Annotated in this window: 22 protein-coding genes, 1 tRNA gene and 1 pseudogene; 10 read left to right on the top strand and 14 right to left on the bottom strand. The window is 38.6% G+C overall.

The annotated features are described in order from the left end of the window. Nucleotides 1–621: 621 nt before the first annotated feature. From KP22_RS16400 to KP22_RS16385, 4 genes are all read left to right on the top strand, one after another. A complete protein-coding gene (locus tag KP22_RS16400; RefSeq protein WP_039325241.1) occupies nucleotides 622–1,221 on the top strand; it encodes a hypothetical protein in 600 nt (199 codons plus the stop codon). Continuing rightward, nucleotides 1,218–1,457: an ABC-three component system middle component 6 gene (locus KP22_RS23060; RefSeq protein WP_052012550.1), complete on the top strand. Its 240-nt coding sequence runs from the start codon at nucleotides 1,218–1,220 to the stop codon at nucleotides 1,455–1,457. The genes KP22_RS16400 and KP22_RS23060 overlap by 4 nt, the downstream gene beginning before the upstream one ends. Further along, nucleotides 1,448–3,154 (top strand): DUF2326 domain-containing protein, encoded by a 1,707-nt coding sequence (locus KP22_RS16390; RefSeq protein ID WP_039325240.1) that lies wholly within the window; start codon nucleotides 1,448–1,450, stop codon nucleotides 3,152–3,154. Before KP22_RS23060 ends, KP22_RS16390 begins: the two co-directional genes overlap by 10 nt. 85 nt (nucleotides 3,155–3,239) lie before the next feature. Next, nucleotides 3,240–3,473: a hypothetical protein gene (locus KP22_RS16385; RefSeq protein WP_039325239.1), complete on the top strand. Its 234-nt coding sequence runs from the start codon at nucleotides 3,240–3,242 to the stop codon at nucleotides 3,471–3,473. Between the two features lie 358 nt (nucleotides 3,474–3,831). On the opposite strand, the gene KP22_RS16380 is transcribed toward KP22_RS16385, so the two are convergent. The 4 genes from KP22_RS16380 to KP22_RS16365 all read right to left on the bottom strand — a co-directional run bounded on the left by KP22_RS16380 (nucleotide 3,832) and on the right by KP22_RS16365 (nucleotide 6,466). After that, nucleotides 3,832–5,406 (bottom strand): shufflon system plasmid conjugative transfer pilus tip adhesin PilV, encoded by a 1,575-nt coding sequence (locus KP22_RS16380; protein ID WP_244880041.1) that lies wholly within the window; start codon nucleotides 5,404–5,406, stop codon nucleotides 3,832–3,834. Between the two features lie 91 nt (nucleotides 5,407–5,497). Next, nucleotides 5,498–5,761: a hypothetical protein gene (locus KP22_RS16375; protein ID WP_039325238.1), complete on the bottom strand. Its 264-nt coding sequence runs from the start codon at nucleotides 5,759–5,761 to the stop codon at nucleotides 5,498–5,500. Nucleotides 5,762–5,930: 169 nt separating this feature from the next. Then, nucleotides 5,931–6,215 carry a conjugal transfer protein TraD gene (locus KP22_RS16370; protein WP_039325237.1) on the bottom strand — a complete coding sequence of 95 codons (285 nt, stop codon included), beginning with the start codon at nucleotides 6,213–6,215 and terminating at the stop codon, nucleotides 5,931–5,933. Continuing rightward, the gene (locus KP22_RS16365) at nucleotides 6,212–6,466 is read right to left on the bottom strand and encodes a hypothetical protein (RefSeq protein ID WP_039325235.1); all 255 of its coding nucleotides are present in this window, start codon (nucleotides 6,464–6,466) and stop codon (nucleotides 6,212–6,214) included. The genes KP22_RS16370 and KP22_RS16365 overlap by 4 nt, the downstream gene beginning before the upstream one ends. Nucleotides 6,467–7,402: 936 nt before the next feature. Here KP22_RS16365 and mobQ point away from each other — a divergent pair. Both mobQ and KP22_RS16355 read left to right on the top strand, forming a co-directional pair. After that, a pseudogene (gene mobQ, locus KP22_RS16360) lies at nucleotides 7,403–8,791 on the top strand (MobQ family relaxase). A gap of 45 nt (nucleotides 8,792–8,836) precedes the next feature. Then, nucleotides 8,837–9,472: a class I SAM-dependent DNA methyltransferase gene (locus KP22_RS16355; protein ID WP_209428710.1), complete on the top strand. Its 636-nt coding sequence runs from the start codon at nucleotides 8,837–8,839 to the stop codon at nucleotides 9,470–9,472. A gap of 55 nt (nucleotides 9,473–9,527) precedes the next feature. Here KP22_RS16355 and KP22_RS16350 read toward each other — a convergent pair whose 3' ends face one another. Next, nucleotides 9,528–10,166 carry a hypothetical protein gene (locus KP22_RS16350; RefSeq protein WP_039325230.1) on the bottom strand — a complete coding sequence of 213 codons (639 nt, stop codon included), beginning with the start codon at nucleotides 10,164–10,166 and terminating at the stop codon, nucleotides 9,528–9,530. 17 nt (nucleotides 10,167–10,183) lie between these two features. Further along, nucleotides 10,184–10,738 (bottom strand): membrane lipoprotein lipid attachment site-containing protein, encoded by a 555-nt coding sequence (locus tag KP22_RS16345; protein ID WP_039325229.1) that lies wholly within the window; start codon nucleotides 10,736–10,738, stop codon nucleotides 10,184–10,186. Between the two features lie 628 nt (nucleotides 10,739–11,366). On the opposite strand from KP22_RS16345, the gene KP22_RS16340 reads away from it, so the two are divergent. The 3 genes from KP22_RS16340 to KP22_RS16330 all read left to right on the top strand — a co-directional run bounded on the left by KP22_RS16340 (nucleotide 11,367) and on the right by KP22_RS16330 (nucleotide 15,603). After that, entirely contained in the window at nucleotides 11,367–11,744 is a 378-nt protein-coding gene (locus KP22_RS16340; RefSeq protein WP_039325227.1) for a hypothetical protein, read from the top strand. 387 nt (nucleotides 11,745–12,131) lie between these two features. Then, complete coding sequence (locus tag KP22_RS16335) at nucleotides 12,132–13,850, top strand: retron Ec67 family RNA-directed DNA polymerase/endonuclease (protein WP_039325225.1); 1,719 nt, start codon at nucleotides 12,132–12,134, stop codon at nucleotides 13,848–13,850. Nucleotides 13,851–14,868: 1,018 nt separating this feature from the next. Next, the gene (locus KP22_RS16330) at nucleotides 14,869–15,603 is read left to right on the top strand and encodes a helix-turn-helix domain-containing protein (RefSeq protein ID WP_039325223.1); all 735 of its coding nucleotides are present in this window, start codon (nucleotides 14,869–14,871) and stop codon (nucleotides 15,601–15,603) included. 184 nt (nucleotides 15,604–15,787) lie between these two features. Here the strand turns inward: KP22_RS16330 and KP22_RS16325 are convergent, their stop codons facing one another. The 8 genes from KP22_RS16325 to KP22_RS16290 form a co-directional block, all read right to left on the bottom strand. Then, a complete protein-coding gene (locus KP22_RS16325) occupies nucleotides 15,788–16,900 on the bottom strand; it encodes a helix-turn-helix domain-containing protein (RefSeq protein ID WP_014606016.1) in 1,113 nt (370 codons plus the stop codon). A gap of 9 nt (nucleotides 16,901–16,909) precedes the next feature. Continuing rightward, nucleotides 16,910–17,647, bottom strand: coding sequence for a hypothetical protein (locus KP22_RS16320; protein ID WP_244880040.1), 738 nt, complete (start codon nucleotides 17,645–17,647; stop codon nucleotides 16,910–16,912). 184 nt (nucleotides 17,648–17,831) lie between these two features. Then, a complete protein-coding gene (locus KP22_RS16315; RefSeq protein ID WP_039325219.1) occupies nucleotides 17,832–18,083 on the bottom strand; it encodes an H-NS family histone-like protein in 252 nt (83 codons plus the stop codon). A 69-nt stretch (nucleotides 18,084–18,152) separates the two neighbouring features. Further along, complete coding sequence (locus KP22_RS16310; protein WP_039325217.1) at nucleotides 18,153–18,455, bottom strand: hypothetical protein; 303 nt, start codon at nucleotides 18,453–18,455, stop codon at nucleotides 18,153–18,155. A gap of 72 nt (nucleotides 18,456–18,527) precedes the next feature. Further along, nucleotides 18,528–18,812, bottom strand: a complete 285-nt coding sequence (locus tag KP22_RS16305) for a hypothetical protein (RefSeq protein WP_019105355.1) — start codon at nucleotides 18,810–18,812, stop codon at nucleotides 18,528–18,530. A gap of 147 nt (nucleotides 18,813–18,959) precedes the next feature. Beyond that, nucleotides 18,960–19,160 carry a helix-turn-helix transcriptional regulator gene (locus KP22_RS16300; RefSeq protein WP_039325212.1) on the bottom strand — a complete coding sequence of 67 codons (201 nt, stop codon included), beginning with the start codon at nucleotides 19,158–19,160 and terminating at the stop codon, nucleotides 18,960–18,962. A 326-nt stretch (nucleotides 19,161–19,486) separates the two neighbouring features. Next, complete coding sequence (locus KP22_RS16295; RefSeq protein ID WP_039325210.1) at nucleotides 19,487–20,701, bottom strand: tyrosine-type recombinase/integrase; 1,215 nt, start codon at nucleotides 20,699–20,701, stop codon at nucleotides 19,487–19,489. A 175-nt stretch (nucleotides 20,702–20,876) separates the two neighbouring features. Next, a tRNA-Thr gene (locus tag KP22_RS16290) sits at nucleotides 20,877–20,952 on the bottom strand. A 526-nt stretch (nucleotides 20,953–21,478) separates the two neighbouring features. On the opposite strand from KP22_RS16290, the gene KP22_RS16285 reads away from it, so the two are divergent. Then, nucleotides 21,479–21,877 (top strand): hypothetical protein, encoded by a 399-nt coding sequence (locus KP22_RS16285; RefSeq protein ID WP_039308253.1) that lies wholly within the window; start codon nucleotides 21,479–21,481, stop codon nucleotides 21,875–21,877. The last annotated feature ends 2 nt before the right edge of the window (nucleotides 21,878–21,879 follow it).

The raw sequence follows: 21,879 nt of genomic DNA, 5'->3' as shown, positions 1-21,879 counted from the left end.
TCTCGGATAGCTTCACCTTTTACACCAATGGAGGGTTGATTTTCGCGACGCCACCCTTAACGAAATGATCACACCGTTTGAATTTGCACAGAAGGGTTAAGTTTTAAAATACCAAGACTCCCCCACAACCATAGACATTACCTGTCCTCATGAAGAGGTCTGCTCAAAGGCATCTGGACTGGCACCACCGAAAGGCTGTGGGCAATCGCTCACTGTAAGTAAAATAATGGACAACCGTATGAGCAGATACCTTGGTTTATGAAAAATCACTAATTACTGATGCAAATTCATGCACTACAATGCATTATCCTCACATACCCATAATGATAAGAGAGTGCTAAGTCGCTCTCAGTCGATTAACATGGAGTTAATTGTGATCAGAATCTCTATAAGAATCCTCAGCCTAATTGGGGCATTATGTGCTCTAACTGCCGGTTTTTTATTGAAAAATAATGCATTTTATTTTACCTCACTCAGTTTATTTTTGGCATTTTTGGGCACATTCGCCAAAAGCCAACAAGCACATTCCGGTTCGAGCATTCATGTAACTCAGAAAGGTGGCTCACACTCTACTAACACTCAAACCATATCCTTAGGGAGTAAACCCGGAGGTACCGATAAATGAACGAGATATCTCAAAAAGGTGGATACCGCTCAACAAACACTCAAAACATTTTCAATAATTCATCTTTGGATATTGTGCGTTCACCTTCGATTTTCATGAATCTAGTTTCAATAATTTCATCCGGTGATTACTTGCATGATAATAGTTCCTCGGATGATTATGCTTCTTATGACATTGATGATAAAATAGATCACAATGATGTGATTAAATACAGAGATAAAATTGAAGATTATTATCTCTACAACGGTATGATCGAGAAGTCATATATAGCTCTAAACGAAAAAATCCCAACCGCTAGGGAAAAAGCCTTAGGTCGTATAAACTCTTGTTATAAAGACTGTGTTGGTGAAATAAAAATTAAGAATAAGGAAAATTTAAAAAAAATAACCAACAAAGAAGAAAGAAAGAATTTCGAAAGAGAGCTTATCAAGACCAATTCAGATGATATAATAGCCTGCGTTATTGAACATGTAAGACAAACATGTATTACCTCCATAGACGCAGGAACGGTAACAATAGAGGAAATAGAAATGCATGCCGAGTATATTGTCTTCCATGCTTTTGTAGAATGTAAAGTTCTGGAAAAACCAGTATGATTCTATCTAATAGCATAAGACCTCAGTATACTATTTACTACCTTGGGGCAAAATTAATACAGTGCATCCGAGAGCAAGCATCGTCTACTCTCGATAGCATTGATTTATTTGATAAATTCAGAAAAAAAACAACTTCAAAAATAACATTTGTACAATATATGTACACACTGAACTGGTTGTATCTACTTGATTTAATAGAGCTGAACGAAAATGGAGATATTGTAATATGTTTCTAAAGGAGTTGATTGTTAAATCACCTTATTTAGGGGAGATAAGAAAGGTTTTATTTCACAAGGGCGTTAACCTAATATTAGATAAAAGCACTACTGATCTATCAGGAACTGGTAATAGTGTCGGTAAAACAACAGTCTTAAGATCACTGGATTTCTGTATGGGTGCAAAGCAAGAATCTTTTTATACAGACCCCGAATTTAAAACTACAAACGCACTTATCAAAAGCTTTCTAATAGACAATGAGGTTGAGTTCAACCTAACTCTAACGTCAAGCAAGGGCGATGAATTAACAATCATAAGAAAAGCATTGCCCGAACCAAAAGTATTTTGCAAAATTAATGACAATGAATACAGCAACCTCAAAGCTTTTTGCCAAGACTTGAAGATTGCGCTATTTTTCAGTTCCGCAGATAAACCAAGCTTACGTCAAATAATGAGCAGGATTATTCGAGATACGTCGGATAAAATGTCTAACACTTTAAAAACCTTATATAATAAAAGTTCAGGTGCTGAGTATGAAACTTTAAATCTATTCATTTTCGGATTCGAAAACCCTTCAATTCTTTCAGAAAAACAAATAATAAACAGAAAATTAAAAAAATTAGAATCTGAGCTTGCCATTCTAACAAAAATAAAATCAAAAAACTCACTAGAACAGTCACTTGAAATTATAAATCGTGATATTGATGAACGAAATAGCGCAATTGAAAACTATGACCTAGGTGAGTCTTACGATTCACAAATGCGCGAACTAAATGCTATAAAATTGGAAGTATCAGCTTTATCTTTAGACTTAGCATCTTTAAATATGAAAAAAAGCTTAAACTTACAAGCTATTGAAGAATTACTTCAACAAAAAGACAACTCAGATCCGAATGATTTAAAAGCTCTATATTTGGAAGCAACTAACAGAGTTGAAAAGTTAACCAAAACATTTGAAGATGCGTTAAATTTTCACAACCAGATGATCTTTAAAAAGGTTGAGTTTATAGAGTCGCAAATGGATGGGTTAAATGAAAAAATAAATATTAAGGGTGTTCTTCTTGCATCTTGGCTAACAAAAGAGTCGAGCATCCTTAAAGAATTATCAAGTCTTGGCAGCCTAAGCGACTTACAGCTGCTCCAAAAAGAGTTAAATAAGCTTTACGAAAGTAAAGGGAGTTTCGAAAGCTCATTGGAGCAAATAAAATCTTATGAAGAAAAAACAAGTAATCTTACAGAAAAAATAAAAGAAATATCTATTAAAATAGAGAAGGAAATAGATAATTTTGACAATAACATAAAAATTTTCAACAAATATTTTTCCATATACACAAGAAAGCTCTATGAGGAAGAGTTCATTTTAACATTCTCCGAAAAGAATGGTGTATATGACTTCAAGATTGATCCAGTAGGAGTCGTCAATTCAAAGGGAAACCTAGGAGATGGCAAGAAAAAGGCTCAGGTTTCAGCACTAGATTTGGCATATTTAGCACTCCAAGCTGAAATAAATTCTAAATCTGTCAGGTTCGTTGCACACGACGGGATAGAAGCCATACATCCTAACCAAATTAGAGTATTATTCGATATTGCGTCATCAATTGATGGTCAATATATACTCGCAATATTGAGTGATAAATTATCTAGTATTGAAAAGAGTTTTATTAAAGAACATACAATATTAGAACTGAGTGAAGATAACAAATTTTTTAAATGTTAAATTATTGTTACATTTCACCCAAGCAGCAATAGAGTTAAGTAATTCAAGATGTAGTAGATAAAATCAACAAAAAAAGGAAATAGAAATGCGAAAAGCTTGTATAGATTTGGTAAGCGAAACTAAAATTGCTTGTTTGCTTGCAGGAGCTAAAGGGACAGGCCGATGTTTATATATGGTTATTGTTTCTAAAGACATATCAAAAATACCATCGGAAGAACAATGGTTAAAAGCTCTTAAATTATGCGAGAATAAAGCTAGAGAACTAAAATACGAAGTAGAATACATCTGGGGGAAAGCATTGGCAGGCATCCCTCGTTAATTAAATATATAATTAGTCGGCATCATCATTATAACCGATAAATGAAAAATTCACTGCTCTTTTTTATTTATAACATTGAGGATTAAACATTTAACCCATAGAGATTATCTGACCTGAAATCCCCTTATAAATATCCCGGCACAGCGCCATAAGGGAGAAAAACAAATAACTTCTCTGGAGCTTTCAGTTCACATTTTTCCATGTAATCACATTTATTAGGTAGGATAAAAAAATCATTCGCCTGAAACTATAAAATGGAAAAAGGGCGGTAGGCATTTGTTAATCCATCCATACCTTACTGGATGATAAATTATTACCAATAGTATCATTCGATATTTACTTGATACAAGGGATTACCTTAAACACCAACACAGGAATAACTCACCTTAACAAGGTTATCGCTAGTTGCCGCAACTGAAAAGGTATAATCACTGCCCGATGGAGTCTCTAACGTGTGGAATAGCGTCACGCTCGAACCGGATGCCCTGCCATGATCGTATTCAAAAGCAGCAGTCTTATCTGATTCAACTAGCAGCCCGTTAGCATAAAGATTGGCTGTCATTTGATAAACGGCATAGTAAACCACCCAATTGAAGTAGGCGTGAACCAATATTTTACCAGAAGCGCCACTTCTGCAAGTAAACGCCGAATTGTTGCTGATATTCCCTGACGAAACAATCGTGTTCCCTTCATTACCCTTCCATACGCCATCAACACACCACACAGGCGAACCATTGACAGCCTTGCTGATAAGCCCGTTAGATGAGCATGTCTCCCCGGTTGTGGCTATTGATGTTGGTTGAATATATCTACCCGCTATATTGCCTGATGCACTGATCCCGCCCGTGGTTTTGCCATCATTTGACGCTGACAAAACAAGATCACCACGTATCTTTTGACTTCCCCATACATCCAGCTTAACAGATGAGTTGTTATCACCATTGAGGGAGAGATAACCATCACCCGCACCGCCTGAGACATTAATCAACACTGCATTCTGATTACTGGAACCACCGCCCCCAATCTGAAGACGACTGCTGTTGGTTTTAGCCGCTACATAGCTATCAGAATCCACGCCGTTCTTAACGGTAAGGTAGCTATTCATTGATACGTTTTTGCCAAAGGAGGAGAAGCCCGTCACTGAAAAATCTTCTGAAACGCTCACGTTCTTGGCAAAGCGCCCATAGGAACCATTGAAAGAAGCCGCATTGACATCACCTGACGCGGTAATGTCTTTGGCGTTGTTGATGCTTTGGCCTCCCATGTTGAGATCGCCCGTCATTGGTAATGTGCCATCACGACGCAGGTAAACCGAATACATAGAGGAATCGTATCCTGTTCGGTAGGCCAACAATCCCGCTGCGTTGATCCCACTATAATTATTTTGGCTTTCTGTCCATTGACCACCTGAACCTGATGCAACAGATGCTGATTGCGTCATGCCGCTATCAATGCCAGCAGCTTGCATGGCTTTGCCTAACAAGTCATAGCGAACACGGTTTCCTTCGGTCCAAGGCAAGGTTGTTATTATCAGTCCATTGATAACATAGTTAGGTGTGGTTCCAGCGCGTTTTAACAAGATCTTATAAGAAGACTTTTGCATGTTGACGCCAGTATGTCCCGCAGGAAGCAACCCTTCATTGAGCAACGTCTGATAGGTAATTTCACAGCCATTAGCCGAACAGGTTCTTGGTCCCGGATCGCTGGTCTGGCTGCTGCTGGATGACAGGGTTGAAAGCTTGTCATAGCGGATGCTGATATATCGGTTAACCGCCTCCCCCATCTGTTTCATTTGAGCACCAACGGTATTCGCCATGATATTTTCTTGATCTTTTTTCATGTCCTGAAACTTCATAAAAGCCATTGCAGTGCTAATACCTAAAACCAATGTTATTTCCAATAAGGAAAAACCTTTTTTGTTTAATATTTTCATTTTCATCGCCCTTTTTATTTTCACGTAATCATTAATTAACAGAAAATAAAAAGAGTTCAAGGTAAAACATAAAGAGAAATCAGAAAAGACACTAATGATTGGCAATGGCGTTTGTATTTATATACATCGGGTAGTTGATACAGATCTTTCTTGCTATTGTTATCATTGCTTCCGTCGTGCCTTTCCCTTCATTGTAATGTGTCAGGCAATAGTTCATTCTTTCATTTTCATCTATTAGATCAACCAAATACGACACAAAACAAGAATCTATTGAAAACAATGCAAGACCACAAATAAGAGAAACATTTAGTTGTTTTGTCTTTTGAACTGAATACATTTTTACTTTACCCAACATTAATAATACCTCCTATGCTATACATTAATGGTATAATTAAGTTAGGATTAAAAACAAATTTATTATCTATTATTTCGATAACTACCGCGCCCTCTGGGGCTTGCTCAACAGTTCACCGGTCTAAAAGCAAGTTTTAGGCCGGTTCACCGTTCGGGCGTGAAAAACATGATTAGGACTTGGATTTATTTAAAACACTTTCGATATAGACTTGGCCTTGTGCTCTGTAGGCATCAACATCACTTTCATGAAGATTCGGGATATCAAGCAGAATCCCAAAGACCAGTTCCTTATCTACATAACCAATATCACATCCTAAGGCTTTGGCAACCTCTGCACCGAAAATAATTTTCTGACGTGTATTTTCTTTTTTTGTTTGTTGTTTCTTTTTAGCTTCCAAGAAGAATAAGCGTTCCTGTGCTGAAGCAATTTGCTGTTTGATTGTCTTTGTTGTCATATGTCACTCTCCCAATATTTTCTATTTTTATTATAAGGAACATTCGCATAGTCATCATTATTCAGTTTTTTCTTGATTGATTTTATCTTCAATTTAAATTGCTGTTTAACCTGATGCTCTCTGAATTTCTCCCTTATCTGATTCACTCGTTTTTCTGCTTCTAAATAGGCTTGTTCTGTATCGGTATAAACACCTTCATCAAGAAGTTTTTTGGCTTCCCAATCAATGGCTTCATCGTTATTTTTATACATTAAACCTCCTTGTGTTTGTTGTTCATTATCCTTTACCATATTTTGAATAATTATCAATATAGGAAACTCATTTTATTTTATAAAATACAAGCTCACAAGACTGACATTAATAGCCCATATCACAGCATTAATGCCAATTAAAATTAATGCTGTTTCATCCAACTCACCAAGTTTCATGTTATTCTCCTTTTTCACGTTCCATTTTATTTAACTTATATCACCCATATTGACAAGTTTAGTTGTTAGCCACTATATAATTAACTTAACCGCTCACAAATGAGCGATTAAGTGGGTTAAGCGCTTATATATGAGCGGCTAACTGTCCCATAAATTTCATACCATTAAGGCATGGCGGTCTGACCAGCTGAATGAAATTGCAAAAATTATGGCAGAAAATTAAATTAAGCAACACTATGCGATAGTAATCACTCACTGTTTTGTCTAATACTCACCACGTTACTTAATTTTTCTCGTTAGTATTTTTAATTTTATCTGTTAATTTTTCACTCTGATTTTCCATTTTAAGCTGTGAATTGTGCAACAGAGAAACTACAGATAAAAGCCACTATTTTCTTGTTTGAGTGTTTTCCCGCCTTACGGCGGGAAAAATTAACATTTTTCTTGTCCTTCGGACACCATCCAAAACCCCTCTGTTTAATATAGCGGAATACTTCGCCCTTTCATCCATATAGCGCCGCTTAATTTGGCGTTTTGTTCTGTTCTGGTTTTACAGACATTCATATATTTCGTATTAATTAAGTAAGCGGTTTTTACATTGTTAGAGAAAACAATGCCCACTTATACACTCACTTCGTGAGCGTGTGGGGTCTACCGACGGTTGCCTGCCGCAGGCTAAAAGAAAGGTCAACGTCAACACAAAAGTTTTTCTTACGAAAAACTAACAGCAACATAGTTATATTTGAGGTTATTTATTATATGGCGATTTTTCATCTGGAGTTTAAAATTGTGAAACGTTCTGAGGGCATGTCTTCCTGTAGGAAGGCTGCTTATCATGCGCGTTGCAGAATAACAGATGATCGCACTGGAAACCCATATGATTTCAGCCACAGGACAGATTTATTCCATCATCAGATATTAGCACCTGTTTCCGCCCCTGCTCATATTATTGAAAGCTCTGCCGCTTTATGGAATGAGGTTGAAAGGGTCGAGCGTCAGAAAGATGGTCAGACAGCCCGTTATTTTGATGTGGCTATTCCCTGTGAGCTTAGCAATGAAGCCAAGATAAAATTAGTAGCCGAATACTGTCAGAAAAACTTCGTTGATAAGGGAATGATTGCTGATATCGCATTTCACGATCTTGATAGCAATAATCCTCATGCGCATGTGATGTTGACATTAAAACCGATCACCGCTGATGGCTTCGGTAAAAAAGAAAGAAGCTGGAACGACAAGAAAAACGTGATCCTTTGGCGCGAATCATGGTCAGTGATTGCCAATCGCTATCTTACTGCTGCTGGCAGTAATGAACGTATTGATCATCGCTCTATTGGTGCTCAACACGCGGAAGCAGTCGAAACCGCCGCTATTACATTGGATGTTGAAGAAAAAGCGTTATGGCTTGCAAAGGCAACATTGACCAGCCGTCCACCAATGCAGCGTGTTCATCGTGCCAAGTGGAACAATAAGCACGTTCAGGAGAATCGTGCTGCTGAACAGGCTGTTCGTGATGAGATGAAACAAGAAGCTCAGGCCACATACAACACATTCAAAGATTTGGATCTTCAGATCGTTGTTGACCTCAGAAGTTTCACCGTATCCGAACTGCCTGAGCCTGTTGAAATCGTATTGCCAGAAACAGGTTCGCAGTCATCATCATCCGAAGGCCAAAAACCTGTTCTGGTAGCCTCTGCACCTCATATACGCAGCAAATTGAAAACTCCATCCTCTTCAACTACCAGAGTGGTTAAACGCGCTTCTGTTAAAAGTAAGTGGAAGCAGGTTAAACCTCGTCAGAGTAATGTGTTCAAGCGTTTCACCCTACTGGTGGTTGAATACATAAAAGAGAAATTTGTCTGGGCCTAGAAGAAGCCTGTTGCTCCTGATGTTGACCATGACAAGCGTGTTGCCGAAAACTATGTGTTTGATGAAGTGCAGGGGATCTATGTACCACGTGCTGAGCATGAAAGACGTGTCAAATTTAATAGTGATGATTACAAGCCTACCAAGGAGGAGATCAGGCGTTTCCCAAGCCGTCAGCTTAAGCCCGAACAACCAGATAGCGCTCTGGAATACATACCTACGCTTTCGGGGGATAGAAAACCGCCTACACCACAGTTGAAACCGCCGGGTTATCATCACGATTGAATGTAAAACAAGCAATTGGATTGAACGGACGAAACATGGTATTCAATGTCTATAAATTATGTTGCTAACAGAGGTTTTATGCCAAACCCTATATCAGAAACCACCATTGATTTTTATAAAAAACATGCTCATAAATGGGATGAGATAAGGCAAAAAAATTTCCGTGAGAAATCTTGGATGGAGCGTTTTTTATCAGAAACCCCATCGAACGGCAATATACTTGACATTGGCTGTGGTTCTGGTAATCCGCTGGGTGGATATATAATCAATCAAGGATATAAGCTTACAGGGATTGACTCATCTTCACCATTAATTGAACTCTGCATAAAACGTCATCCTTCGCATAACTGGATTATAGGCGATATGCGCTCACTATCACTGAATAAATCCTTTGATGGCATCCTTGCTTGGGACAGCTTCTTCCATCTAACTCAGCATGACCAAAGAAAAATGTTTCCTCTCTATAAGGCACATTCTCACAAAGGAACAATGCTAATGTTTACCAGCGGAACCCATGATGGGGAAGTTATCAGAAAATTTCTTGGTGATGACCTATACCATGCCAGCTTATCACCGGAAGAATATCGCAGCCAGTTAGATAATAATGGTTTTGATATTATTTATCATATAGAAAATGATCCCAGCTGTGAAAGAACGATATGGTTAGCAAAGTCTCGATGAAATTTAAATCTGATAAAAAGCCGATGTTATTCGGCTTTTTATTAAATGGTTAGTATTAATTATCTCTTTTTTCAATAGCATCGCGATAACGCTGTTGCTCAACGATGCTCAGATTGGGATCAGATAGGACACTCCGCCCCTTCACAGCAATATCGTAGTCAATTTGGGATTGTGTTTCATATTCTTTGGTCGGCTCAACATAATCTGAGTGCGGCGCATAAGATCCAGAATATGTTTTACTCCCAGCACAACCGAGATAAACCAACAAACTGGCAAACAAAAAGAAAAATGTCCATACTGCATTGTATCCGTTAAGCGTATATCCACTACCATTTCCAACTGAAAAAACGCCATGAAACCTAATGGCATAGACAATCAGGAATGATGACAGGATAACAGCCCTGCTTTTACCTACAGTTAAATGATTACGCATAAATTTTACCGTTGGCACCAGCATGACCACAAATAGCCCAATGGCGGCAAAGACCAGCCATATAGGAAACAGCCCATATTTTTGTGTTGTATTCTGCGATACCGTCACCAGAGATATGACTAAGAAGGCGTTAAGAAGGAAAAGCCTCACCGCCATCGATACCTTCACTTTCTTTGATACCTTACGGAGAAACAGCACCGGAGCCAGTGATGGTATGTTTATCAGCAGGCCAATGAAAAACGCCCAATAGATAGTGTTCATAGCGTCTTTTCCTGTAATTACCGTACGGCCCAGCCCTTATTGGTTTTCACCAGAACAATTTTTGCTTCTTCTGGTTCAGCCATCCCCTTCACGCCAGAGAACGCATTTTTATCCACCCACCCCGGAACAGCGTCGAGTTTCCACGTATAAGTCACTTGTGTGATTTTAGCGCTATTACCATCACTCGGTTCAGTCCAGCTTGTGATCTCAGCTACAACACGATGACCAACGCAGGCACCTTCCTCACGGTTCCAAAATTCAACCTCTTGTCCTTTGTCTGTTACTTCCAGAACATCAACGCTGCCAAAGCCGTTAGGTTGCTGCGAAACAGTGAGCAGACCCTGCTCAACAAGCCCTCTTAGGATTTCATCGCTGACATTGTATCCAGCAGAACGGTAGCCATGATTAACCTTTACTGGAAAACCTTTGTTGAACGCAAAGTGATCTGTCCTTGATTTAGTGCACACCTTTGATTTTGCAATTTTCGCGTTGATAGCCTTTTCAAAGTCGCCTTTCTCACCACATCCCGCCAGAACAAGAGCAGCACCAGCAACGAGCAAAATCTTCTTCATCTTCCTATCCATCCTGATAATCAAAATGCTGTTATGTAGAGGTAGCCTGCTGTGCCCCAGTAGTCGTTAAAGCTTGTTGTTACTGGCACAACACGGCAAAACCACCTGATTAACCAATTGATAGGATTAAATTATTTTTGTGGGCCGTCATATCGTTTGTAACGATCAAAATCAAAATAATGATAGTTATCACCTATCATTAAATATATATCGATCGATTAAATCAATTAACTTACCGATCGAAAAAACGTTATTAATCGTTAATAACTATCAATATCAATTTATCGATCTGATTTACCGATCATTTTCTTGCTAGATGAATCGTTACTGGATAGAGTGAACAGAAGGCTCACTGGACCGTTTATGCGCTGGTTTGTAGGGATAGAACATAACCCTATGACCAACAGCCAGCACTGTTCTATGGCCCTTTCTTGGACTTTATCAATGCAACATCAGGGAAAACAACAGTGAAGGATGCCGCTAGCTGATTAGATAAAAAAATCACAGGCTTTTAATAAGCGGCTTTTTTTCACTATTGGTTAACACAAACTTTAATAGCCAGATGCGGCATAACACTGGCTCCGGCCTCTTTACGCCTATTTTTACGTTTACTGTTTATGGAGTTAACATGAGAAAATTGTTTATCGCTGCGTTGGTACTCCTGCCTCTTACCGCTTGCACCACCTATGGCAACAAATCCCTGAAAGACGAATCGCAACAAACCGTAAAAACCAAAATAGTTAAAGGGAAAACTACCCAGCAAGATGTTATTAATGCATTCGGGGAACCACAAACACGAGCTACAAATGACGGTCAGGAAATGTGGTCTTACTCCAGCATGTCTGGCGAAAGCCAGATCTCGAACTACATCCCCGGTCTGGCCCTGCTGAAGAACAGCAACACAGAGCATATGAACTCCCTTGAGATCTGGTTCAAAGGGAATGTTGTTGACCGATATAATTTTAGCCAGACAGCAAGTAAGGTTTCGCGCGGAATGTTGGATTAATCTTGCTATGACTACTTGTCAACATGACAGATGGTTTCAATTTCGTATAGTTCACAACTAAATAGCTTCGCACATTGATGCTTCACTTCGCATCGAACGAGGACAACGAGGACGGAAGGGCGCACACTTCCAAGTGTAGTGCTACTACGTGAAGCTATTTAGAATAGTTGCGGCAATAAATTTAGAGCAATTTAATGAAAAACATTGCAAAGTGATTTACATCATGGGAGATTAATTAGAGGTGCGCAGGCAGATTTTTAGGTTGTGTTTCGCAATCTTTTATTTTCAATGTTACAAGTTCTCGCCTGCTATGATTCTCATAGCGTATCTTGCGGTCAACGGTTAAATGCATAGGAGTGCCCGCGCACCGCTATTCAAGGAGAGACGATGACAACTCAGCTTGCACGCTTGAAGCTTTGCTTCAGCAAACCAGACTTTGCTCGGTTATTAGAATTAGATCCGGTATTTCTAACTAGAGTTGTCTATATGAGAGACACCGAAAAACTCTATACCGACTTTACCATATTAAAAAAAAATAAAACCCAAAGAGTTATTTCGGCTCCTGACGAAGAGTTGAAAGAGATTCAAAGAAAAATTTCTGATTTGCTTTTAGATTGTCTTACCACTATACGAAATGAGAACAAATCCAATAATAAATTATCTCATGGTTTTGAACTTGGTAAAAATATAATAACTAATGCTGAGAGACATAAATCAAAAAAATGGGTTCTGAACATTGATCTTTCAAATTTCTTTGATCAATTTAATTATGGGAGAGTAAGTGGCTATTTCATCAAAAACAAGTTTTTTGAACTCCATAGTAATATTGCCAATCTTATAGCTAAGATAGCTTGTTATAAAAACAAACTCCCTCAGGGAAGCCCTTGCTCACCAGTAATTTCAAATTTAATTTTACAATCACTTGATCAGCGACTTAACAATATCTGTAAGAAAAATGGATGTACTTATAGTCGATACGCTGATGATATAACCATATCAACAAACAAGAAGAAATTTCCAAAGGCCATTGTATCAAACCACAGTGACAAAGAGGTTAATCTAAATAATGGATTTATTAAAGAGATACTAAGGGCTGGGTTTAGTATAAACAATGATAAGACTCGCCTACGCTTTAATACACTAAGACAAGAGGTTACTGGGTTAACTGTAAATTCTAAGATTTCAGTTGATGATAAATATTCACGTAGAGTTAGATCTATGGTTCATAAACTATTTCTTAGCGGAGAATACACTCTTATAGACAAAAAGACAAGAGAACCCCGATTTGGAACAATAAATGAAATTCAAGGCATGCTTGGATTTGTTGATTCAATCGATAAGTATAATAACAACCTTCCCAATAATTCAAAACATATGCCTAATAAGCGAGAAAGATTACTTGCTGATTTCATTTATTTTACTAGATTTCATTTCAATACAAAACTAACGGTTATTACAGAAGGTAAGACTGATATAACCTACTTAAGAGTGGCATTAAACTCACTGTGCAAAAAATACCCTTCTCTTATTGAAAAAAAGAAATCATATAAAGGCGAGATTAATGATTATAAATTTTCATTTTTTATTAAAAATGCAAAAACAAAATTTTTGCTGAAATTGGAAGATGGCAGTTCACATATCAAAAATTTCATAAAAGATTATGACCGGAATATAGAGAAGTATAAGGCAGATGGTGGTGTTAACCCCGTTATAATTATATTGGATAATGATAGCGGTTCCACTGGAAGCGGGGATATTTTTTCATTGCTTTTGTCGAATGTTTTTCCTAATATAAAGTTAAGTCGTGAGGATATAAGAAAGGTTGATTGGTTATGGGTTACAAAAAACCTTTATGTTATATTCACACCTTTAAAAGATGGTCAAGACTCTTCGCTGGAAGATTTATTTGATACTAAAACACTAGCCACTACATTGAATGGTAAAGTATTTAACAAAACCAATAAAGACTGTAAGCCAAATGAATATGGTAAAGAATATTTTGCCAAACACGTTGTTCTAAAAAACAAAGACACTATTGACTTTAAAAATTTCATCAAAATTTTTGATTCAATTGAGGAAATAATTAAGCATCATTCGAAGAAATAAATTTTATCGTTGCGATGTGCCTTTTAATTATTTGTTTATTCCGTTAACATATTTAACCACACAAGCCATAAATAGTAAGAGCTTATTGGCATAATAATATGCCTCTTGATTTTAATGCTATTCATCAATTCCAGCAAAAAAAAATAATTTTTCCGTGATAACATTTTCCTTTTTTATTTTCATCTTCTTTTGAAAATATATTTATATTATGAGCTAACGCTCATGTTCCATCGAAAACGATGAACCTATTTTCATGAGCACGGCTACGCCCTAACTCTGAAATATGTATTTTTATCTTGATGAGATAACTTCTCAATATTGATAGTAAATAGAGGGAAGATCTTTTTTAGATCATTCCATCATATAATAAACAAATTGATCCTATGTCTGCACACAGTATTACCGCGATAACATATAGCATTTGCTCTTAAACGTATAGGAAAACTATATTCAACGAAGCAGCACTTAGTGATTGTCCAAAACAATCACATTGCTGGAACAGGGCTTGTCCCTGTTAATGATGGATTTATCCATAAAGAATTTCGGCGTTAGCCGCTAATAAATTTAAGAGAAAACCTCATCCCCTACAGGAATACTGTGATTATAAATTTTAAAAAAGAAAACAGCGCTTCGTGATTGTACGAAACAATCACATCGCTGAATATAATCATCAAGAAAACCACATCTTTCTACCTAAAACTCTCTGTACATAAGAAAAAAGGAAAGCTAGACTCTCTTAACTTCTTACTAATTATTTAATTATAAGCACGGTCCCAGCCCAATAAAATCAAGGCTTCACACCTCTTTTTGCTATGTTCAAACATAGTAAATACCTATGTGCGCACATAGATCCGTCCTATGTTCGAACATAGCAGGATCTATGTTTGAACATAGGTTTTTTAACATATAGCAATAGCATAATAATAAAAGTTCTATTTTATTTATAGTTTAACTATTGACTTTTATTTTTCTGCATAGTATTAAAAATAACATAATAAAAACTATAAGAGAGAATAATATGAATACTAATGACACTGAACTACTTCGTTTATTTGAAACATTAACCACTGAACAAAAGATTGATATCGCAAGACACTTGCTGCAAAACAAAGATATAAAATCAACTACCGTTATTGCAACAGAAGAAGATAAAGCAATCTCATTTGCACAGCCTTATGTTTTTGCTTTCACTTCCAACTTTCGTATTTTTTCTGATTTAGATATATCTAAGAATGAATTCCGTGTATTAACTTATATTTTAGAATACATGGAGTTCGGAAATCTTATCAACCTTTCACAGTCTTCACTCTGTAAAGCGTTGAATATCGCGTCTGGTAATATGTCAAACATCTTTAAAAAGCTAAAACAGAAAGGAATACTCGTTGAGCATCATGGACATCTATATATCAACTCAAATATTTTCGCCAAGGGTATGAGTCATCAACTTGATGAGAAACGTAAAGAGCATTTAAGTAATGCCAGAAGTCTTAATGCTGAGATTGAACAATATCCAGAAAACTATACTGATTACTCAAAGCAAGAAAGACGAAGCTTAGCGTTGGAAACAGAAACGAAAGAGATCTACACGGATGCCTTTGTTTTTAGTAAGAAGAAAAAGAATAACGCCGTTCCCAATGCTAAAAATAGTATTAACATCGATAAACCCAGAAAGGTATACAAACGAACGAAAGAAAATGAAGCGGCAAGAAAAGACTTAGTTAACTTAAACATTCACTTGAAAACTGCTTCCTGAAGAAGTGAATATTCAGTGAGGAACTAACATCGTAGTTTAAGAATAAATGATACAACAGCCTAAATTACACACGAAAAATGAGTATAGAAAATGTATTAAAATTTATTTGGAAGGAACAGTATACAGGGCTTGTGGAGATAACTATAAATACGGCGGAATCAACCGCCGTTCGTAACAAATAATCCTATTTGACAAGGCTTAACTGGGGAGGTTGCTTACGCTCAATATTCGATTGAGAACCGTCGCCTGTAATAGCTTCCATGAAGAAGCGGTTGTTAAACGTCAGGGCACTTACTTCATCAGCAGGGAACCTAAGTTGCCCGAGGATCTCGGTGCGCTTTATCCCTTGAGTGCGCAATGCTGAAAAGACCTTTTCCAAAATCAATGACTTCTCACGTTCCGGCATACCTTGAGGTTCTCCCGTACGGTAACCACGACGGTTAAGCTCTATTGAGAGTTGGCGATAATGCCACTCTGTCGATAACCCAACATCAAACGTACGTCGCACTAGTGCAGCTAATGAAACCTTCCAGTTCTTCTTTAGCAAAATGAGCTGTTCCAGTCTTGGCATCCTTGGAACCGAGGCTAAGATACTACGTTCAGGCATCAAGAATGCCGATGCAAAACGATCTGCATCCTGTTCCGCCTGACGCCCGTTGTTACATGAATGCTTATGAAGAACTAAATGACCAAGCTCATGAGCCGCGTCAAAACGACTTCGTTCTGGAGTTTTCATTGTGTTCAGCAGAACAAAAGGTTTTTCGTCCATCCAAAAAGAAAAAGCATCCACCTCAACGCAATTTTCAGCAAGTGAAAAAACCCTAATACCATTGGCTTCAAGCAAGTGAACTATGTTGGATATCGATAGTTCACCTATTCCCCAAGCTTCCCTAACCGTTCTGGCGGCACGTTCAGGCTCTGAATAGCCATCGAAGCTACTGTCAGGAACGTTAGGTTTTGGTAACTTGAATTGCCCGTCAATCCATGCCGATAATTCCTGTGCCAACTTCCCAGCCCCAAGAGCTGAATCACGTTTTTGCGCACTTAATTTTGTCATTGCGCGAAAACTGACTGCCTCGGGTGTTAACGAAGGAACATCCCGATCGAGGAAAAACTCGATGGGATATTCTAAGACAGCAGAGATTCTCTCCATGCTATCGCTTGCGATCGCATCAAAGATACCGGCTTTTTCATAGTTAGAAATTGTCTTGCTGGTTAACCCAGCCGCTTCAGCTAGTGCTCTTTGAGTCAGGCCTCTTCGTTCTCTTGCTATACATAAACGCTCTGAATTAAACATGTTGCATATTTAGCCTGTTTTCAAAATGTCGAGATCGATGTCAGGTGTAAACTGAGGAGCATCACCTTTCCGAACAATTGGATCCGGTTGATGGATATCAAGAATCAAACGAGTAGAGAAGCTGTTAACAACATTCTTGTTATTGTAAGAAACAGGTCGAGATAGCTCTGCACGAATGCCTTTCCGATCGAACTCATCCAGATCATATAACTCGTAAAGTAAAAACCATAAGTCCCTTCCGATTTTATTAGGAAGTAGGGGAATAATATCGCCTTCCGGCAGGTCTAAATCTAGCTTGATCTGACTATCGCCCAGCGTTAACTCCCCCTGACCCGGGTTGTTATTATGGATTAGCCCCATAAGCTCGCGAGTAAAGTCGCCCTTCTTCATACGTGACTCAGGATAGCCATGTACAAAGCCAGTCTGACTACAACCACGGCAAAGGTAAATTGCCACCTTATCGCTGACGGTCAACTCTACGTTTCGCAAAGACAATCGCGAATATCCTTTGGATGCTAGAATTTCACGGGCTGCACTTACACCTTCACCGTAGAAATACTGCCCCCGAGAAGTTGCGGGGTGGTTTTGTGTCGTCGAATAGCGACCAGACAAGCCACGCTCAAGGATAAGCGCAAGATCGCTTTGGCTAAGGTTCATCGGCTGCAGGTAAGATTCGACATCATTCGGATCAGCCAATACAACGGTTTTTGCGAGATTATGCGAGTACATCGGTAAAGGCCCCATCATTATTTTCCCTTTTTTATACCTCATTTGAGGGGTAAAAACAAGAAAATAACTGGATGAATCAACAGAGGCGCAAGGCACGTCGTTTTGAGCTACTTCCGCTTTACTATCTCTTTTGATGGTTTAACATTCGCCTCTGGCATAAAGCTGTCTGTCAGATTTGGTATTGCCCTGAGCTACAGAAGTTTTAGATCAAGTCTGAGCCAACAGAGCATAGCTCCTCTGGTGAAACTCTATCCTTCCCCATCAACGTGAGAATCCTCTTTATCCTCAGTTTACGCGCCTTCTTCTTGCCAATATCCTGATAATATTCTTCACGCCGCTCCTCTACCACTTTTCGGAACTTCTTCAACAGTTGGTTCAGTGTTTTGATATCAGTAGTAGCGGCTTCAGCTTGGATTTTTTTATACATAAACATAACGTGGAACTCATCAATCATCAGATTTCTCCTGTTATCATAAAGGTTGTTTATCTGCCCCTTACGAGGCAAATATGTCTTCAATGGAAACTACAAAGATTTATGAACAAATAAATACGAATGCCTCACCAGCAGATTAGCGATTACCTTAAGATCAACTTCGTCAATATTTCCATTATTTCCTTCTTTCTGTGTTAAACTCTCAAAGTTATTTTTAATATGCATTATTACGCACATGATAGTTGCACTCATAAAATCATGATCACTAATATACTCTCTTATATCCCCATCGTGATCATTTTGTAAACTGATCCAACTTACCTCAAACGATCTTTTAGCAAGATCAAGGAACAGTTTTGTAGATTTGTTTTTAACTTTATTATTTTTAGACATAATTAACCCTCACTTTTATATGATTATTTAATATTTAGTTTATTTTCAGCCCCAATAAGGGGCCAAATAGATTTACATATAGGCTAACACTAAGGCTTTGGTATGCAGTGTCATTACCTCCATTCTCACCCCTTCGAAATCGATAAGATAGCGCTTATTTTTTGCTACACCCTTTTTAGCTCGTTCTATTACTTGGTCATAGACTGTTTCCATATGATGATTATCAGTAAGTAAATTAAATGCCTCTTTTGGCCCTTTTTTGACTATATCCCAATAAATACGGTAATACTCTTTCATAGCTGATAGTAGAAACATCTCAGTAGCGATCCTATCAAAACCATTATTTTTCTTATTCATATATTTTTCCTTTTCTTTGTTTATAGTGTAAAATACCCTGCATTATTAATGCATAAAATATTTTAGTTTTTGTTTTATAGTATTGTAAAAAACAGCATTTAACGTTTTACATAAAACCTCCTAATCATATTAATAGTGTATTTTTCATTAATCAGCGTGTTTACGTGAAAACTGAATAATGTTTTCAATCCATTCATCGATTTCACTTTCAACAAAAGCGCTGGCTCTTATTCCAATCTTTATCGGTTCTGGGAATACGCCCCTGCTAATAAGTCGATAAATCCATGCTTTGCTATATCCTGTTTTATTCATCACTTCCGGCAGGCGAATAAGTCTTCTTGTTGTCATATATTTCTCCGTTGTTGTTTTGATGAATGTAGTATCTGCAGATCGCTTATGACGTTCAACCCTCGGAAAATCAGAATTGAAGCTGAATTGAGCGTTTTTTAGACAAATCCGGATGAAATAGTGGGGGAGCTGTCGCTGGGCTGGGTGTAGAGTGATTTAGCAAAAAGTGCTACTTATTTTCTTGTTTTAAAAAATCTTTAAATATGATTAATAATCAATTGGTTATATATTTGCGGTTTAAATTCTGACCTAATTCTTATCTGCTTTAGCCATGAAAAAGGGCTATGCCCGTTAAGACATAGCCCTTCTTTCATCAGCAGTTATCCTTACCCACGCCGATTAAACGCTCCCTGCACCACATTGCCGCCTTTCTCAAGGCTTACCATGTAGTCGGCATACCATTGCAGCATCTCGCGTCTGCCATCGAGATATTGCGCATGGTTGTAGGTGCCACGAATAGCATTCTTATCAACATGGGCCAGTTGGGTTTCAATCCATGCGGTGTTGTAGCCCTGTTCATGAAGAACGGTGCTCATGGTATGACGAAAGCCGTGACCCGTAACCCGGCCTGTATAGCCAATTCGCTTAAATACCTGATTGATACTGGCTTCGCTCATGGTCTTACTTGGATCATTGCGTCCCGGAAACAGTAAAGGAAATTGCCCCGTCATTGCTCTGATCTGTTCGATAATGGCTAACGCTTGGGTAGATAGCGGGATGATATGAGGACGGCGCATTTTCATGCGTTCAGCGGAAATTTCCCATAGCGCTTTCTTGGTATCGATTTCTGACCATAACGCACCGCGCAATTCACCTGTTCTCAGGCCAGTAATGATCAGCAATCTCGCTGCCAGCACCATCAGTTCACTACCAGAGTAGCCAGCAAGGGCTTTAAAGAAAGCAGGAAGCTCTTCAGTGGTCAGGAACGGGTAATGTGTAGACTCATGCCCTTGCATGGCACTGGTGAGATCTGGCGCGGGATTATACTCGGCTCTGCCTGTCACGATGGCGTAGCGAAACACTTCGCCGCAGCGTTGGCGCACTTTTTTGGCTTTCTCGGTAGCTCCCCTGTCTTCCATCTTTTTAAGCACGTTTAGCAGTTCCAACGGCTTGATGTCTGCAACAGGACGTTGACCAATGAACGGGAAGACGTCTTTGTTGAACGCTTCAAGAATGTCTGAGGCATACCCCGCAGACCATTTCTTCACTTTCATGTTGTGCCATTCGAGCGCAATTTCTTGAAAGGTGTTTTTGATCTGCGCTTCACGCTCAACTTTTTGTTCTTTTTTAACCTCTAAAGGATCGATACCCCCAGCGATACCCTTTCGAGCTTCATCACGTTTTGCTCTGGCATCAGCCAAGGACACATCGGGATATACCCCCAGCGCCAATAACTTTTCCTTTCCATCGATACGATACTTTAAACGCCAGTAGCGTGACCCGTTGGTTTTAACCAATAAGTAGAGGCCACCACCATCAGCCATCTTGTAGGGTTTCTCTTTGGGCTTGGCAGTCTCGACCTGTCTGGCATTGAGCTTCATCTGGGGGTATCTCCTTTAGACCGAACAGCGAATACCCCCATTGATACCCCCAACTCACCGTAGATTTCTGTGAACGTGAGTAGACGAGCAGGGACAATAAGGGCCGTGAAACCGCGTATTATAAGGGTTTAAAGGGTGTTTGAGTAGACTTAGGGAGACGTTAAAATAGGGAGGATGGTGCCGATAATAGGAGTCGAACCTACGACCTTCGCATTACGAATGCGCTGCTCTACCAACTGAGCTATATCGGCTTAGGGTCGTCGTAGCGAGAGCCAGACGTGAACTACGGGGTGACAAATTAGTGATAATGGTACAGCAAGTCAAGCGTTTGGCGATCGTCTGCTGGTTTTATCATCATCCACTCTGTGGTGATAATTTTCCGTACTAATAACGGCATATGCTATATCTTTTTGGCTTAACAGAGGCGCATACATAACACGTCACCTAAATCGCCATCTTTTTCAGAAGAATGACCAAAAAGATAATACCTGATTATGTAAAAAGGTAGTTTTCCGTGGAGATAAATATTCAGTTTTATATACAGCGTGATATTTACAATAAAAATACCTTTTTACCTTTCTACTATAACCGCAACACATAACAATACTCACCTGTACGGTTTAAGATAATTCCCTATTCTTTTTATTTTCTATTTTGCTCTACTTAGGCGACCAGGACGAAAAGGACATTGTCTTAACGTGAAGCTCTCAATAATACGTTGTCGACGGCAAGATTATTGTTAGCGTAATTATAACGTGCTGTAAGAGGAAATAGACCATGAATATGAAACCACTGTTTTTAGGATTAATACTGGGAACCACTTACATTGGCATGGCGGCAGCAAACGATCTGGAGTCTGCCTTCAGCCACGATCGTGCTGAAGCGAGAGAGAAAGTGTCAGAAGCACGAACTAAAGCGCATGAGCATGAAACTCAGGCGCGGGAAAAAGTGAATGATTTCAAATCCGATCTCAAATCAAGAGGGCCAGAAACTCGGGAAAAAACTGACAACGTCAAAGCTAATGTGAAATCCAGAGAATCCGCAGTCAGAAAAGACGCCGAAAAAGGCTGGACTGATACCAAAACGAAAGCGGATAACTTTAACAACCGTGCAGAAAAACAGGCTCGTGAAACCGCCAATTCAATCAATAATTCCGCTGAGAAACATCAGCATTAATA

Source organism: Pectobacterium betavasculorum (assembly GCF_000749845.1).
In the GTDB taxonomy this organism is placed as follows: domain Bacteria; phylum Pseudomonadota; class Gammaproteobacteria; order Enterobacterales; family Enterobacteriaceae; genus Pectobacterium; species Pectobacterium betavasculorum.
Note: the sequence above shows the minus strand (reverse complement) of the source record. Positions and strands in the feature narration are given on the sequence as shown.